Raw genomic sequence first — 14935 nt, forward strand, 5'->3', positions numbered from 1 at the left:
ACTGGTAAACGACGGCAAACAATCAAAGAATCGCCATCTGGCGGGGTGCGCTGGCATCGGGAAGGCTCTATATGACGTGCGAAAATCGTAAATCGCAGCGACGCCCGCATCCGGCGGGCTTTCAGGCTTTTTGATGGACCAACCTCAATCGTTCGACGGCGCCGACGTTCCCGATCCTCCTCCCGGCGGACCACCGGAGCGGGCGACGCTGATGGGAACGCTGGCGCATCTGTGGCCCTATATCTGGCCGGGCGACCGCTTCGACCTGAAGATGCGCGTGGTGTGGTCGCTTGTGCTGCTGCTCGCTGCCAAGCTGATTACGCTGACGGTGCCGTTCAGCTTCAAATGGGCGACGGACGCGCTGACCGGCGCCAACACGGCGCCGGTGCAGGCGGACAATTGGCACCTCTGGGTGATCGCCTCGCCGCTGTTGCTGACCGTGAGCTACGGTGCGATGCGCATTTTGATGGCGCTGCTGACGCAATGGCGCGACGGCATCTTCGCGCGCGTGGCCATGCATGCGGTGCGCAAGCTCGCCACCATCACCTTCGTCCACATGCACGAGCTGTCATTGCGTTTCCACCTCGAGCGCAAGACCGGCGGCCTGACGCGCGTGCTCGAGCGCGGGCGCGAGGGCATTGAGGTCATCGTGCGCATGGTGATCCTGCAGCTGATCCCGACCATCGTCGAGGTCTCGCTGCTGATGGCCGTGCTGCTCTGGCAGTTCGACTGGCGTTACGTGGTCGCCACCCTGATCACGGTCACGCTCTACATGTACTACACCTACATCGCGACCGAGTGGCGCATCGGCATCCGCCGCAGGATGAACGATTCCGACACGGAGGCGAACACCAAGGCGATCGACTCGCTGCTCAACTACGAGACCGTGAAGTATTTCAGCGCCGAGGCCCGCGAGGCGCAGCGCTACGACAAGTCGGTCGCGCGCTACGAGGAGGCGAGCGTCCACACCTACACCTCGCTCGCGGTGCTCAACACCGGCCAGGCCGTGATCTTCACGCTGGGGCTGACCGCGACCATGCTGATGTGCGCGATCGGCGTGCGCAACGGCACCAACACGGTCGGCGACTTCGTGCTGGTCAACGCCATGATGATCCAGCTCTACCAGCCGCTGAACTTCATGGGCATGGTCTATCGCGAGATCAAGCAGGCGATCATCGACATCGAGAAGATGTTCGGCGTGATCGGCCGCGAGGCCGAGATCAAGGACGCGCCCGATGCAATGCCGCTGGTCATCTCCGCCGGCACCGTGCGCTTCGAGGACGTGCGCTTCGCCTATGAGCCGACCCGCCCGATCCTCAAGGGCATCAGCTTCGAGGTGCCGGCCGGCAAGACCGTTGCCATCGTCGGCCCGTCGGGCGCAGGCAAGTCGACCATCTCGCGCCTTCTGTTCCGCCTCTATGACGTCTCCGGCGGCAAGATCCTGATCGACGGCCAGGACATCCGCGCGGTGACGCAGGATTCGCTGCGCGCGTCCATTGGCATGGTGCCGCAGGACACGGTGCTGTTCAACGACACCATCCGCTACAACATCCGCTACGGCCGCTGGGACGCCGATGACGCCGAAGTCGAAGAGGCCGCGCAGCTGGCGCAGATCGACCATTTCATCCGCATGGCGCCCAAGGGCTACGAGACCCAGGTCGGCGAGCGCGGGCTCAAACTGTCCGGCGGCGAGAAGCAGCGCGTCGCGATCGCGCGCACCGTCCTGAAAGCGCCGCCGATCCTGGTGCTGGACGAGGCGACCTCGGCGCTGGATACCCATACCGAGCACGAGATCCAGGGCGCGCTCGACCGCGTGGCGAAGAACCGCACCTCGCTGGTGATCGCGCACCGGCTTTCGACCATCGTCGGGGCCGACGAGATCATCGTGCTGGACCAGGGCCGCATTGCCGAGCGGGGGACCCATGGCCAGCTGCTCGCGCATGGCGGTCTCTATGCCAGCATGTGGAACAGGCAGCGTGAGGCCGAGGCGGCACGCGAGAAACTGGCCAAGATGGCCGATACCAGCGAGGCCCCCAACCGGGAGCCGCCGCCGGTCGATGACGCCCTGACGGCGCCTGCGGCAGCGGAGTGACCTTGTCTCCGGTCCCAACTCTGGCCTAAACAGGCCCGCGCGACGACCCGTGCCATTAACCCCGAGCGGCAGATACCGATGTCCATTCTCGATTCGATCCAGCGTCAGATCCCGCCGATCCACAAGGAGGGCTATCCCTTCATCGGCGGCTTTGCGCTGGCAAGCCTCGTCCTGTTCTGGCTGTGGTCGCCTTTGGGGTGGATCGGCACGATCCTGACCGTGTGGTGCGCGCTGTTCTTCCGCGACCCCGTCCGTGTGACGCCGGTGCGCGAGGGGCTTGTGGTGTCGCCGGCTGACGGCCGCGTCTCGATGATCACCATGGCGCTGCCGCCGGCCGAGCTCGGGCTCGGCGACCGGCCGCTGCCGCGCATCTCGGTGTTCATGAGCGTGTTCAACTGCCACGTGAACCGCGCTCCCGTGGCGGGCAGGGTGGACCGCATCGCCTACCGGCCCGGCCTTTTCATCAATGCCGAGCTCGACAAGGCCAGCGAGGACAATGAGCGCAACTCGCTGGTCATCTCGACGGCGACGGCGCGGATCGGCGTGGTGCAGATCGCAGGGCTCGTCGCCAAGCGCATCGTCTGCTTCGTCAGGGAGGGCCAGGCGATCGGCGCCGGCGAGCGCTTCGGCCTGATCCGCTTCGGCTCCCGGCTCGATGTCTATCTGCCTGTGGGGATCAAGGCGCTGGTCTCGGAAGGGCAGACCGCGATCGCCGGCGAGACGATTCTGGCCGATCTTTCCGGAGACGACCCCAGTCGCGCCTTCCGCGCCAATTAACCAATAAGTCGGTCTGTGGGGGCCTTCCGCCGCAATGGCGGAGCGAGACGCGGCTTGCTATATCTCGCCTTGAGGTGAGGACCCGCGATGACGCCCTATGACTTCAAAGACCCTGACGTACGCCGCCGGCGGTTCCGCCCGATTCCGGTGCGGATGCTGGTGCCCAACGTCATCACGCTGCTGGCGATCTGCGCCGGTCTGACCTCGATCCGCCTGTCGATCGAAGGGCGGATGTCGCTCGCCGTCTACGCCATCGTGTTCGCGGCCGCCCTCGACGGCATCGACGGCCGCATCGCGCGCATGATCAAGGGGCAGTCCAAGTTCGGCGCCGAGCTCGACAGCCTCGCCGATTTCGTCAATTTCGGCGTCGCGCCGGGCCTGATGCTGTATTTCTGGCAGCTGCACGAGCTCGGCAATGCCGGCTGGATCGCCGCCATGGTGTTCGCGATCTCCGGCGGCCTGCGCCTGGCGCGCTTCAATGCCACCATGGACGACCCGAACAAGCCGGCCTTCGCTGCCAATTTCTTCACGGGCGTGCCGGCGCCGGCCGGCGCGATCACCGTGCTGCTGCCGATCTATGTTGCGTTCCTCGATCTCGGCCGCTGGCCCGCCGCGATGACGGCGGCCTATACGCTGCTGATCGCCTTCCTGATGGTGTCGCGCCTGCCGGTGTTCTCCGGCAAGACCAAGCGCATGCGCGTGCCGCCGGAGCTGGTGCTGCCGGCGTTCGTCGCGGTGATCGTCTTCATCGCGCTGCTGATCGCCTATCCCTGGCACGTACTCTCGTCCGGCACCGTCCTGTACCTGCTCTGCCTGCCGCTCGGCTACAAATCCTATCGCGACCAGGCCCGCGCGATGGAAGCCTCCGCGCCGTCGGGAGGCGAGGTCACCTCACCGCCGTCGGCGCCGACGCTGGCGAATTTGTCGGAGCCGCCCAACGACGACGACGACCGGCCCGGACGGCTGCACTGAGCGGCCACACGCGGATATCTGCCATGAGGCTCCCCGAGTTGGGCTGAGACCTGATCTCGGCTATATCGCCCTGTGCCGGCGGCATCGCGCCAACAGCGACCGCCAATCTGGGAGAGAACGCCGTGACTGATAAAGCGACCGGGCCGCTGCCCGCTTCCGTCCTCGAAGCGCTGGGCCGCTACGACACGCCGACGATCTGCAATGCCATGGAGATTGTGGCGCCCGAGCGCCGGCTGATCGGCTACACCACCAAGCAACTGGTCTGCCCGTTTCCCGACCTGCCGCCGATCGTCGGCTATGCCCGTACGGTCGCGATCCGCTCGGTGCTGAAATCCTCGCTTCCGGCCGAAGAGCAGTCCAGGCGCCGCATCGAGTATTACGAATATGTCGGCACCGGCCATGGTCCGCGCATCTCGGTGATTCAGGATATCGATGGTCCCGACGTCGGCTACGGCGCGTTCTGGGGTGAGGTGCAGAGCAACGTGCACAAGGCGCTCGGCTGCCTCGGCGTCATCACCGACGGCTCGATCCGCGACATCCCGCAATGGGCGCCGGGCTTCCAGGCGCTGGCCGGCTCGATCGGTCCGTCGCATGCCTGGGTGCATGCGGAGAGCTTTGGCGGCGAGGTTCGCGTTGCCGGCATGACCGTGAAGTCTGACGATCTGATCCACGCCGACCAGCATGGCGCCATCGTGATCCCGCTCGACATCGCAGCAAAGCTGCCGGAGGCCGCCGAGCTCTGCGGCCGCCGCGAGACGCCGATTCTGGAGATCGCCCGCAGCCCCGACTTTTCGCTCGAGAAGCTGAAGGCCGCGCTGAAGCGTTCGGCGGAGATCCACTGAGGGGTGATGAGGCGGCCTAAGGCCGCGACACCGGTCGCGGGTCACCCTGTTCCGTCAGAAACAGGGCGGCCTGATCCGGCTCGCCGAACATCGCGGCGGCGCACCCGATCAGGGTGAAGCCGCCTGCAAGGTCCCACAGCGTGATGTCCTCCGCATTGTCCGGAAGGTGAATCAAGCGCGCTGCGATCACCGCGAAGGCGGCCTCGGCAAAGAGCACGAGGCTGAAGGCCGGCAGAACGAGTTCCGGCTCGAGCAGGTGGAGCGCCAACACCGCAGGCAGCGCGGTGAGAAGGCTGAACAGCGTCAACATTGCAAAACGGCTCCCGCGATGGAGCATGCCGCAGGGCCCTAGAATAGCAGTCATCCCTCGTTCCGCCCCCGTGGCGCAGGGCCGCAGCCGGAGGACGCACGATGAAGATGAATGGCAAGACGATCCTGGTAACCGGCTCGACCGACGGCGTCGGCCGCTACGTCGCGCGCCGGCTGGCCGAAGACGGTGCAAGGGTCCTGATCCATGGCCGCGATGCGACGCGCGCGAAGGTGTTGAGCGACGAGATCGCGAAAGCCGGCGGTGCCGCGCCGGCCTTCTACCAGGCCGATCTGTCGTCGATGTCGGGTACGCGAGCGCTCGCCGAAGCGGTCATCCGCGATCATCAACGTCTCGACGTCCTCATCAGCAATGCCGGCATCGGTTCGCAAAACGATGGGCCGCAGCGACAAGTCAGCGCCGACGGTCACGAGCTGCGCTTTGCCGTGAACTACCTCTCCGGTTTCCTGCTGGCCCATCTGTTGTTGCCGCTGCTCAAGACTGCGGCGCCGTCGCGGATCGTCAACGTCGCTTCCCTCGGCCAGCACCCGATCGACTTCGACGACGTCATGATCACGAAAGGCTACAGCGGTTCGCGTGCCTATGCACAGAGCAAGCTCTCCCAGATCATGTTCACCATCGATCTCGCGGACGAACTGAAGGGCGCGGGCATCACCGTGAACGCGCTGCATCCGGCGACCTACATGAACACCACGATGGTGCGCGCCGGCGGCGTCACGCCGATCTCGACGGTGGAGCAGGGCGGCGCGGCGATCCTGCGCCTCGTCGGGGGCGACGATGTCGCAGGCAAGAGCGGCCTGTTCTTCAACGGCATGAGCGAGGCGCGTGCCAATCCGCAGGGCTACGATGCAGCTGCCCGCAAGCGCCTGCGCGAACTGAGCCTGAAGCTGACGGGCCTGGCACGCTAGCGCGCCGCAATCATGGTTAGCAAAGCGTTGAAATTCGTGTCGGCAGTCGGCAAAGCCGGCCTCATCCCGATGCGTTGCCCCGGTCTGGCGCGCCGGCTCAACTTAACCTTTACGCGGCTTTAAGGGCGGCACTCTAGGGTTTCCGATGCGGTTCGGGGTTGGGCCGCGCCAGCGGCCAGGACGGCCGTTGTTGCGTACGCGTTGGAGTATCCCATGGATATCATGACGAGCGTCGGGCTCATTGCGGGCATCATCGTCATCACGATGATGATCTTCATGGGCGGCGACCTTCACATGTTCATCTCCGAACATGCCATGATCATCATCTTCGGCGGCTCGATCTCCGCCACCATGATCCGCTTTCCGCTCTCGGCACTCCTGCACGGCCTTCCGCTCGGCGCCAAGTTCGCCTTCACCATGAGCCGCCTGTCGGCGCACGACCTCGTCGACGAGCTCGCCCGCATCGCCGAGATCGCCCGCAAGCAGGGCCCGGTGGGTCTGGAAAAGGTCGAGACCGACGAGCCCTTCCTCGCCAAGGGCATCCGCTACGTCGCCGACGGCTATGACCTCGACTTCATCCGCGACAATCTCGAGCGCGACCGCGACAACTTCCTCATGCACCTCGACGAGGGCAGCAAGATTTATCGCGCCATCGGCGACTGCGCTCCGGCCTTCGGCATGATCGGCACCCTGATCGGCATGGTGCAGATGTTCGCCAACATGACCGACCCTTCCAAGCTCGGCCCGTTCATGGCGACCGCGCTGCTCGCCACGCTCTACGGCGCGCTGGTCGCGAACCTGTTCTGTCTGCCGATCGCCGACAAGCTGCACGGCAAGCTGCTGGACGAGGAGACCAACCGCACGCTGATCATCGACGGCATCCTGATGATCCGCGACTCCAAGAGCCCGACCCTGGTGCGCGAAATGCTGCTGGCCTACCTGCCGGAGAAGCATCGCCACGCCGAGGGCGAGCCGGTGCCGGCGTAAGCCCGCCCGCCGGGATTTTGAGACATGGCCAAGAAGAAACGCGGCGATGCCCATGGAGGCGGTCACGGCTGGTTCGTGACCTTCGCCGACCTCATGGGCCTGATGATGAGCTTCTTCGTGATGCTCGTGGCGTTCTCGACGCAGGACGCCAACAAGCTGAAGATCGTCGCGGGATCGATGCGCGACGCCTTCGGCGTGCAGAGCGAGGCGCGCTATGCCGGCATCGTCGAGTCCGACGGTTTGCCGACCCGCCCGCGGCTGAAGAACGTCGACCATATCCAGCCCGAGGATGCCTCCAACACGCCGACCCCGGACCAGGAAGATCGCGACAAGACGTCGGGCGCGAAGATCAAGGTCGACCGCAATTTCGCGCTCGCCGCGGCCTCGCTGCGCCAGGCGTTGCAGGACATGCCGGAGCTGACCGAGATGTCCAAGCACATCATGTTCGAGGAGACCAAGCAGGGTCTCAATCTGGAGATCGTCGACCAGGACGGCCGCTCGATGTTCGCCGACGGCTCCAAGGTGCCCTATGACCGCACCCGCCGCCTGGTCGAGAAGCTCGCGATCCCGCTCAAGGCCACGCCGCTCCGCGTCTCCATCGCCGGCCACACAGCGGCCGGCTTCGTGCCGACCCGCAGCGACTACGGCGCCTTCGATCTGTCGGCCGACCGCGCCAATGCCGTTCGCCAGATCCTCGAACGCGAGGGCCTGCCGCCGTCGCACATCTTCGCCGTCTCCGGCAAGGCAGATACCCAGCCGTTGTTTCCGGACGATCCCTCGCTCGCGGCCAACCGGCGGGTGACCATCACCCTGATGCGCGAAGATCCGCCGCTGCCGCCGAATCTGAAGCCGTGAGCATCACCCGGGCACGGTGAGCACCTTTTTCCGACGAGATCCTGCCCGGAAAATAGGCCCCTTGCGCTACCATTCTACCTGAGGCATGTCGTCGCGCTGGCAATGAGCGTGGCTGCAGCGTCACAGCATCCGGCTCTGCGCCTGCTATGGTGGTGCGCCGATTGACAGGCGCACCGGAAGCGTCAAAAGGCGCCGGATCAATTCCAGGGAAGAAGCGTTTTCCATCTTCATGACGGCGAGCATCACACAGACCGAGACCCAGGACGGGCCGGTCACCTCGGGCTTTTGGTCCCTTACGCTCGGGAGCATCGGCGTCGTGTTCGGCGATATCGGCACCTCGCCGCTCTACGCATTCCACGAGGCGGTCAGGGGCGCCGCTCATGGCGAGCCGGTCTCGCGGGTCATGGTTCTCGGCGTGCTCTCGCTGATCCTGTGGGCGCTGCTGATCGTCGTCACCGCCAAATACGTGCTGCTGCTGCTGCGCGCCGACAACAACGGGGAGGGCGGCACGCTCTCGCTGATGGCGCTCGGCCAGCGCGCGCTCGGGCGGCGGAGCTGGTTCCTGCTCGCCCTCGGCGTGGTCGGCGCTTCCATGTTCATCGGCGATTCCATGATCACGCCGGCGATCTCGGTGCTATCGGCGGTCGAAGGCCTGAAGCTCGCAACCCCCGCGCTCGAGCATTACGTGGTGCCGCTCACCGTCCTCATCCTGGTGCTGCTGTTCGCGGTCCAGAGCAAGGGGACGGCGCTGGTGGCCTCGGCCTTCGGGCCGGTGATGGTGATCTGGTTCGCCGTCATCGCCGTGATGGGAGCGGTCCACATCGCCGACGATCCCTCGGTGCTGGCGGCGATCAATCCCTATTACGCCGTGCAGTTCGTGCTGTCCCACGGCACGATTGGCCTCGTCACCCTTGGCGCCGTGTTCCTGGCGGTGACCGGGGGCGAGGCGCTCTATGCGGATCTCGGCCATTTCGGGCGCAAGCCGATCCAGTCGGCCTGGATGTTCTTTGTGCTGCCCGCGCTCTTGATCAACTATTTCGGGCAGGGCGCGCTGGTGCTGTCTGATCCCAGCGCGATCGAGCACTCGTTCTATCGCATGGTGCCCGAGAGCCTGGTGCTGCCGCTGGTCGGGCTTGCGACGGCCGCGACCGTTATCGCGAGCCAGGCGGTGATCACCGGCGCCTATTCGCTGGTCTATCAGGCGGTGCAGCTCGGCCTCTTGCCGCGCTTCGAGGTCCGCTACACCTCCGAGACTCACGCCGGCCAGATCTACCTGCCGCGGGTGAATCGACTGCTGCTGATCGGCGTGATGCTGCTGGTGCTCTTGTTCCACACCCCCAGCAATCTGGCGTCGGCTTACGGCATCGCGGTCTCCACCACCATGGTCGCCGACGGCATCATGGGCTTCATCGTGATCTGGAAATTGTGGAACTGGCGCGCTGCCACGGCTGCGGCCGTGATCATGCCCTTCGTCATCGTCGATCTGAGCTTCTTCAGCGCCAATCTCTTGAAGCTGCTTGAGGGCGCCTGGGTGCCGCTGCTGTTCGGCGTGGCCATGGCGGGAACGATCTGGACCTGGCGGAAGGGCTCCGGGATCCTGATCCAGAAGACGCGCCGGATCGAGGTGCCGCTGGACGATCTGATCCGCAGCCTGGAGAAGCGGCCCCCGCACATCGTCAAGGGCACCGCGGTGTTCCTGACCAGCGATCCCTCCTTTGTGCCGACCGCGCTGCTGCACAATCTCAAGCACAACAAGGTGCTGCACGAGCACAACGTGATCCTGACCATCGAGACCGCGCATACGCCGCGGGTCGATCTGTCCGAGCGATTCCGGATGGAGAAGATCAGCGAGAAGTTCTCGAAGGTCCGGCTGCGCTTCGGCTACATGGAGCAGCCGAACGTGCCCAAGGCACTTGCGATCGCGCGCAAGCAGGGCTGGCAGTTCGACATCATGTCGACGTCGTTCTTCGTGTCCCGGAGGTCGCTGAAGGCGTCAGCGCAGTCGGGCATGCCGCTGTGGCAGGACCATTTGTTCATTGCGCTCAGCCGGTCCGCCAACGACGCCACGGATTACTTCCAGATCCCCACGGGACGGGTGGTTGAAGTCGGAACCCAAGTCACCATCTAGAACGCAACTGCCTTAGTCATGCAAATTTGCATGTCTAAGCCCCGGAATCGGGCTAGGCTATGCCGGTAGCGCAGGACTATAAGCCGCGCGCTCTTCCGCCATTGTGCAGTGAAGCATTTTAGAGGCCACTGGGCTCTCCCATGACAAGCGACATAGTGATTTCCGCCCCGGAAACGGCGGCGGCCAATGGGCATGGCGAGGCCCATACCACCGCCCGTTTCGGCGCGCTGACCCTCGGCAGCATCGGCGTCGTCTACGGCGATATCGGCACCAGCCCGCTCTACGCGTTCCGCGAGGCGGTGATGGCGGCATCGGGCGCGGACGGGCTGCCGACGCCGGCGGCGGTGCTCGGCGTGGTCTCGCTGATCCTGTGGGCACTGATCGTCGTGGTGACGCTCAAATACGTCGTGATCCTGCTCCGCGCCGACAACAACGGCGAGGGCGGCACGCTGGCGCTGATGGCGCTGGCCCAGCGCGCGGTCGGCACCGGCGGGGCGACCGTCGTCCTGCTCGGCATCATTTCCGGCGCGCTGTTCTATGGCGATGCCGTGATCACGCCTGCGCTGTCGGTGCTGTCCGCGATCGAAGGCATGAAGGACGTCACGCTGCGGTTCGAGCCCTATATCGTGCCGCTAACCGTGGTCATCCTGGTCTGCCTGTTCGCCGTGCAGTCGCGCGGAACCGCCCGCGTCGCCGCCTTCTTCGGCCCGATCATGTGCGTCTGGTTTGCGGTCCTTGCCGCGGCGGCGATCCATCCGATCATCCAACAGCCGCAAGTGCTGTATGCGCTGAACCCGCTCTATGCGGTCTCTTTCATGTTCCACCACGGCATCATCGGCTTCGTGACGCTGGGCGCGGTGTTCCTCGCGGTCACCGGGGCTGAGGCGCTCTATGCCGATCTCGGCCATTTCGGCAAGCGACCGATCCAGACCGCGTGGCTGTTCATCGTGCTGCCGTCGCTCGCGCTGAACTATCTCGGGCAGGGCGCCCTCGTGCTCGGCGATCCCGGCGCCATCGTCAGCCCCTTCTTCCAGCTCTTCCCGCAGGGCTTCTTCCGCGGCTGCATGGTCGTGCTCGCCACCATGGCGACCGTCATCGCCAGCCAGGCGGTCATCACAGGCGCCTATTCCTTGACGCGCCAGGCGATCCAGCTCGGCCTGTTGCCGCGCTTCGAAATTCGCCATACGTCGGAAGCCCATTCCGGCCAGATCTTCATCCCGCGCATCAACCAGCTGCTGCTGGTCGCGGTGGTGCTGCTGGTGCTCCTGTTTCGCTCGTCCAGCGCGCTCGCCTCGGCCTACGGCATCTCGGTCACCGGGACCATGGTGGTCACGGCGATGATGGGCTTCGTCGTGATCTGGAAGGTCTGGCGCTGGTCGCCGCTCGCGGCCGGAGCGCTGATTGCGCCGTTCCTGTTTCTCGACCTCACGTTCCTGGCCGCCAACCTGCTCAAGGTGTTCGAAGGCGGCTGGGTGCCGCTGGCGCTCGGCGCGCTCATGATCATCCTGATGTACACGTGGCGGCGCGGCAGCCGCCTCTTGTTCGAGAAGTCGCGCAAACTCGAGTTCCCGCTCGCCGATCTCGTGGCGATGCTGGAGAAGCGGCCGCCGCAGCGGGTGCCCGGCACCGCGGTGTTCCTGACCTCCGACCCGCTCAGCGCGCCGACCGCGCTGATGCATAGTCTGAAGCACTACAAAGTGCTCCACGAGAAGAATGTCATTCTCACCATCGAGACGGCGCAGACCCCACGGATCGATCCGGCCGAGCGCGTGAAACTGGAGCAGATCTCACCGACCTTCTCCAAGGTGACGCTGAAGTTCGGCTTCATGGAATCGCCCAACGTGCCGAAAGCCCTGGCGATCGCCCGCAAGCTCGGCTGGCAGTTCGACATCATGTCGACCTCGTTCTTCCTGTCGCGCAGAGCGCTCAAGCCCGCCGTCCATTCCGGCATGCCGCGCTGGCAGGACCGGCTGTTCATCTCGCTCAGCCGCTCGGCCAACGACGCCACTGACTATTTCCAGATCCCCTCTGGCCGCGTGGTCGAGGTCGGAACGCAGGTGACGATCTAGTTCCACCGCTGTCATCGCCCGGCTAGGACCGAGGAGCCGCGGCGTGCTGGATTTCCCGCCTTCGGGGGGAATGACGCCGAACGAGTGGTGAGAGGTGCAGCAGCAGATTCGGGCGTCCTGAACGCCCCACTTCAAGTCGCTGCGATTTAGCTTTAACTTGCGCCGCGCGGCTCAAGCCTTTGTAGCGCTTGATTTTCGTGAGCCGAGAGGCGAGGTTGCCGCCGGCCGGGATAGGTCCGGCTGGCACGCGCGACGTTGGAGGATGATGTGGCAAACCAGGTGCAGGATCTGACCCCGGACGAGGTCTCCAAGGGTGTGGCGGAGGGCCGCTATCTCCTCGTCGACGTGCGCGAGCCGAACGAGGTCGAAGCCGAGGCCTATCCCTACGGCGTCGTGGTGCCGCTCTCGACCTTCGATCCCAAGGCGATCCCCGATCCCCAAGGCAAGGACGTCGTGTTCGCCTGCCGTTCCGGAAAACGCTCGGTGACGGCCTCGCTCGCGGCTCAGGCGGCGGGCCTGCCTTACGACAAGCATCTGGCCGGCGGCATGCTGGGCTGGAAGGCGGCGGGGCTTCCCAGCAAGGTCGGTGGCTAGCCCCGCGATGACGTCCAAGAGCTCTTCGCTGAACAAGGTCTTCGCCGACCTTCCCGTCACCATCTTCGAGGCGATGTCGCAGGCCGCGCGCGACAATGCCGCCATCAATCTCGGCCAGGGCTTTCCCGACGATCCGGGTCCGGAGGACATCCGCCGCGCCGCGGCCGAGGCCTCGCTGAACGGCTATAACCAATACCCGTCGATGATGGGCCTGCCGGAGCTGCGCCAGGCGATCGCGACCCATTACGGCCATTGGCACGGGCTCAAGCTCGATCCGATGAGCGAGGTGATGGTCACCTCCGGCGGCACCGAGGCACTGACCTCGGCGATCCTCGCGGTGGTGCAGCCCGGCGACGAGGTGGTGTGCTTCCAGCCGGTCTATGATTCCTATTTGCCGATCATCCGCCAGGCCGGCGGCATCCCGCGCCTCGTGCGGCTGGAGCCGCCGCACTGGCGGCTGAATGAGGACATGCTGAAAAGCGTCTTCAATTCAAAGACCAAGGCGGTGCTCTTCAACAACCCCTTGAATCCCAGCGCGGTGGTTTTTCCGCGCGAGGATCTCGAGCTCTTGGCGCGCTACTGTCAGGAGTTCGACGTCATCGCGATCTGCGACGAGGTCTGGGAGCACGTCACCTTCGACGAGCACAAGCACATCCCGCTGATCACTATTCCGGGCATGCGCGAGCGCACCATCAAGGTCGGCTCGGCCGGCAAGATCTTCTCGCTGACCGGCTGGAAGATCGGGTTCGTCTGCGCCGCGCCGCCGCTGTTGCGCGTCGCCGCCAAGGTGCACCAGTTCCTGACCTTCACCACCGCGCCGAACCTGCAGGCCGCCGTCGCCTACGGCCTCGGCAAGTCCGACGACTACTTCCTGTCGATGCGCAAGGATTTGACGCGGAGCAGGGACCGCCTGACCAAGGGGCTGGAGAGCCTCGGCTTCCCCGTGCTGAAGTCGCAAGGAACCTACTTCCTCACCGTCGACCTGTCGCCGCTCGGGCTCAACGAGAGCGACATCGAGTTCTGCTGGCGGATCGTGAAGGACTACAAGGTCGCGGCGATCCCGGTCTCGGCCTTCTACGAGCAGGATCCCGTGACCTCAGTGGTGCGCTTCTGCTTTGCCAAGAAGGACGAGACCCTCGACACCGCCCTGGAACGGTTGTCGGACGCGGTGCGCGGTCGCAAGAGGTAGAGATGACGAATGTCGGCCGCTGCGGATTTGGCCTTGGCCTCGCGATCGCCGCCACGCTGAATTTGCTTTCCGCCCCTGTCAGGGCCGAGGAGCGGGTCGTCAATTTCTACAACTGGTCCAACTATATGGCGCCAGACGTCCTCGAGGCCTTCACCAAGGAGACCGGCATCAAGGTGGTCTACGACACCTTCGATGCCAACGAGACGCTGGAGACGCGCCTGATGGCCGGCAAGTCCGGCTACGACGTCGTGGTGCCCACGGCCTATTTCCTGCAGCGCCAGATCAAGGCCAACATTTTCCAGAAGCTCGACAAGTCGAAGCTGCCGAACCTGGAAAATGCCTGGCCGATGGTAACCAAGAACCTTGCGACCTACGATCCCGGCAACAATTACGCCGCCAACTATATGTGGGGCACGACGGGCATCGGCTACAATGTCGCCAAGGTGAAGCAGATCCTGGGGCCCGACGCGAAGATCGACAGCTGGGACATCGTCTTCAAGCCGGAGAACCTCGCCAAATTTAGAGATTGCGGCGTCCACATGCTCGACTCCGCCGACGACATCTTTCCGGCGGCGCTGAACTATCTCGGGCTCGATCCGAACTCGACCAAGCAGGCTGACCTCGAGAAGGCCGCCGATGTCGTCGCAAAAGTCCGCCCCTCCGTGCGCAAATTCCACTCCTCCGAATATCTCAGCGCGCTCGCGACCGGCGAGATCTGCTTCGTGGTCGGCTGGTCCGGCGACATCATGCAGGCGCGCGCCCGCGCGGCCGAGGCCAAGAAAGACAACAGCAGTGGCATCGAGATCGGCTACGCGATCCCGAAGGAGGGCGCGCAGATGTTCTTCGACAATCTCGCGATCCCCGCGGACGCAAAGAACGTGAGGGAAGCCTACGAGCTGATCAACTATCTCTACCGTCCGGACGTCGCCGCCAAGAACTCGGACTTCCTGTCCTACGCAAGCGGCAACCTCGCCAGCCAGAAGCTGGTCGATCCGAAGATTTTGAACGACAAGAACATCTATCCGGACGAGGCGACGCTCGCAAAGCTGTTCGTCATCACCGCGCGCGAGCCGGCGACGCAGCGGATCATCAACCGGCTGTGGACTAAGGTGAAGACGGGAAGGTAGAGGGGCAGCACTCGTCATTGCGAGCGGAGCGAAGCAATCCAGAATCTCTCGGTGAGGGCACTCTGGA

The 14935-nt window shown here is 64.9% G+C and carries 13 protein-coding genes; 12 read left to right on the top strand and 1 reads right to left on the bottom strand.

The genetic code is table 11. From position 1 onward, the window contains the following. The first annotated feature begins 133 nt into the window (after window positions 1–133). The 4 genes from XI04_RS06670 (at window position 134) to XI04_RS06685 (ending at window position 4683) form a co-directional block, all read left to right on the top strand. A complete protein-coding gene (locus XI04_RS06670; protein ID WP_038946298.1) occupies window positions 134–2092 on the top strand; it encodes an ABCB family ABC transporter ATP-binding protein/permease in 1959 nt (652 codons plus the stop codon). Window positions 2093–2146: 54 nt separating this feature from the next. Continuing rightward, window positions 2147–2869, top strand: coding sequence for a phosphatidylserine decarboxylase (locus tag XI04_RS06675; RefSeq protein ID WP_271608298.1), 723 nt, complete (start codon window positions 2147–2149; stop codon window positions 2867–2869). Window positions 2870–2956: 87 nt separating this feature from the next. After that, a complete protein-coding gene (locus XI04_RS06680) occupies window positions 2957–3841 on the top strand; it encodes a CDP-alcohol phosphatidyltransferase family protein (RefSeq protein ID WP_038946300.1) in 885 nt (294 codons plus the stop codon). A 122-nt stretch (window positions 3842–3963) separates the two neighbouring features. Next, window positions 3964–4683, top strand: a complete 720-nt coding sequence (locus XI04_RS06685) for an RraA family protein (RefSeq protein WP_028145264.1) — start codon at window positions 3964–3966, stop codon at window positions 4681–4683. Window positions 4684–4699: 16 nt separating this feature from the next. Here XI04_RS06685 and XI04_RS06690 read toward each other — a convergent pair whose 3' ends face one another. Further along, window positions 4700–4993, bottom strand: a complete 294-nt coding sequence (locus tag XI04_RS06690) for a hypothetical protein (RefSeq protein WP_028145263.1) — start codon at window positions 4991–4993, stop codon at window positions 4700–4702. 101 nt (window positions 4994–5094) lie between these two features. Here XI04_RS06690 and XI04_RS06695 point away from each other — a divergent pair, with 101 nt between their 5' ends. From XI04_RS06695 to XI04_RS06730, 8 genes are all read left to right on the top strand, one after another. After that, window positions 5095–5919, top strand: coding sequence for an SDR family NAD(P)-dependent oxidoreductase (locus XI04_RS06695; protein ID WP_271596795.1), 825 nt, complete (start codon window positions 5095–5097; stop codon window positions 5917–5919). 213 nt (window positions 5920–6132) lie between these two features. Next, a complete protein-coding gene (locus XI04_RS06700; protein WP_018320941.1) occupies window positions 6133–6906 on the top strand; it encodes a motility protein A in 774 nt (257 codons plus the stop codon). A gap of 24 nt (window positions 6907–6930) precedes the next feature. Beyond that, window positions 6931–7761 carry an OmpA/MotB family protein gene (locus XI04_RS06705; protein WP_028145261.1) on the top strand — a complete coding sequence of 277 codons (831 nt, stop codon included), beginning with the start codon at window positions 6931–6933 and terminating at the stop codon, window positions 7759–7761. A 229-nt stretch (window positions 7762–7990) separates the two neighbouring features. Beyond that, a complete protein-coding gene (locus tag XI04_RS06710) occupies window positions 7991–9889 on the top strand; it encodes a potassium transporter Kup (protein ID WP_038946304.1) in 1899 nt (632 codons plus the stop codon). Window positions 9890–10029: 140 nt separating this feature from the next. Beyond that, window positions 10030–11958, top strand: a complete 1929-nt coding sequence (locus XI04_RS06715) for a potassium transporter Kup (RefSeq protein ID WP_271595030.1) — start codon at window positions 10030–10032, stop codon at window positions 11956–11958. Window positions 11959–12225: 267 nt separating this feature from the next. Further along, window positions 12226–12552 carry a rhodanese-like domain-containing protein gene (locus XI04_RS06720; RefSeq protein WP_026202463.1) on the top strand — a complete coding sequence of 109 codons (327 nt, stop codon included), beginning with the start codon at window positions 12226–12228 and terminating at the stop codon, window positions 12550–12552. A 7-nt stretch (window positions 12553–12559) separates the two neighbouring features. After that, window positions 12560–13741: an aminotransferase gene (locus XI04_RS06725; protein WP_271608264.1), complete on the top strand. Its 1182-nt coding sequence runs from the start codon at window positions 12560–12562 to the stop codon at window positions 13739–13741. A 2-nt stretch (window positions 13742–13743) separates the two neighbouring features. Beyond that, a complete protein-coding gene (locus XI04_RS06730) occupies window positions 13744–14868 on the top strand; it encodes a polyamine ABC transporter substrate-binding protein (protein ID WP_095425876.1) in 1125 nt (374 codons plus the stop codon). The last annotated feature ends 67 nt before the right edge of the window (window positions 14869–14935 follow it).

Origin of the sequence: Bradyrhizobium sp. CCBAU 11430 (assembly GCF_028128855.1) — a bacterium.
In the GTDB taxonomy this organism is placed as follows: Bacteria; Pseudomonadota; Alphaproteobacteria; order Rhizobiales; family Xanthobacteraceae; genus Bradyrhizobium; species Bradyrhizobium ottawaense.

Excerpts from the sequence above, each read along its gene's own strand:
- XI04_RS06680 (WP_038946300.1), top strand. The coding sequence starts at position 2,957 with ATGACGCCCTATGACTTCAAAGACCCTGACGTACGCCGCCGGCGGTTC.
- XI04_RS06710 (WP_038946304.1), top strand. The coding sequence starts at position 7,991 with ATGACGGCGAGCATCACACAGACCGAGACCCAGGACGGGCCGGTCACC.
- XI04_RS06670 (WP_038946298.1), top strand. The coding sequence starts at position 134 with ATGGACCAACCTCAATCGTTCGACGGCGCCGACGTTCCCGATCCTCCT.
- XI04_RS06695 (WP_271596795.1), top strand. The coding sequence starts at position 5,095 with ATGAAGATGAATGGCAAGACGATCCTGGTAACCGGCTCGACCGACGGC.
- XI04_RS06730 (WP_095425876.1), top strand. The coding sequence starts at position 13,744 with ATGACGAATGTCGGCCGCTGCGGATTTGGCCTTGGCCTCGCGATCGCC.
- XI04_RS06705 (WP_028145261.1), top strand. The coding sequence starts at position 6,931 with ATGGCCAAGAAGAAACGCGGCGATGCCCATGGAGGCGGTCACGGCTGG.
- XI04_RS06725 (WP_271608264.1), top strand. The coding sequence starts at position 12,560 with ATGACGTCCAAGAGCTCTTCGCTGAACAAGGTCTTCGCCGACCTTCCC.
- XI04_RS06715 (WP_271595030.1), top strand. The coding sequence starts at position 10,030 with ATGACAAGCGACATAGTGATTTCCGCCCCGGAAACGGCGGCGGCCAAT.
- XI04_RS06700 (WP_018320941.1), top strand. The coding sequence starts at position 6,133 with ATGGATATCATGACGAGCGTCGGGCTCATTGCGGGCATCATCGTCATC.
- XI04_RS06690 (WP_028145263.1), bottom strand. The coding sequence starts at position 4,993 with ATGTTGACGCTGTTCAGCCTTCTCACCGCGCTGCCTGCGGTGTTGGCG.